Origin of the sequence: Vibrio sp. 10N.286.51.B11 (genome assembly GCF_041469245.1) — a bacterium.
GTDB lineage: Bacteria > Pseudomonadota > Gammaproteobacteria > Enterobacterales > Vibrionaceae > Vibrio > Vibrio crassostreae_C.
Map to the genome: position 1 here is coordinate 1 of NZ_JBFRKI010000071.1, position 619 is coordinate 619.

The following is a 619-nucleotide window of genomic DNA, read 5'->3' on the forward strand; positions in this document are numbered from 1 at the left end:
TCATTCCACAGATTATTTCATTCTTCTTCTCGTACTTTGTATTGAAGATAAAGAATCCGGTAGAAGCTTTAGGTTGTGTAACCGGTGGTCGAAGTGCAAACCCAGCGTTCGCTGCATTGATGGAAAAAACAGGCAACGCAACGCCAGTATTCTCTTTTACTGTGACTTACGCCGTAGCCAACGTGTTACTGACTCTATGGGGCCCAATTATCGTCGGCATTATTACCGTTAATGCGGGTATGTAATTAAAACCTACAACTCATTATAGATTTAAAAAATCATCAACTTATTAACAGACCTACCCAATCAAAAATAGGGTAGGCCTGAATAATCACGCTTAAGTAAAACACTTTATTTAATTACAAGTGTTTAATATTAAATTATTAGGTAAATATTATGACTACACAAAATACAAATATCGACTTTTCAAAATTCGCTGATTTAAGCCCATTTGAATTAAAAGACAAATTAATTGAAGTGGCGCAAGCAGTGCCAGACCGTGCTTTACTAGACGCAGGTCGTGGTAATCCAAACTTCTTAGCAACATTGCCACGTAAAGCATTTATTCGTTTGGGTGAATTTGCAGTAATGGAAGCGGAACGTAACTACGCTTACCTAG

At 37.5% G+C, this 619-nt stretch carries 2 pseudogenes; both read left to right on the plus strand.

Features of this window, described 5'->3' with window-relative positions:
- Positions 1-245, plus strand: a pseudogene (locus AB4154_RS22270) (aspartate-alanine antiporter); the annotation flags it as partial.
- Between the two features lie 151 nt (positions 246-396).
- Positions 397-619 (plus strand): annotated as a pseudogene (locus AB4154_RS22275) (bifunctional aspartate transaminase/aspartate 4-decarboxylase); the annotation flags it as partial.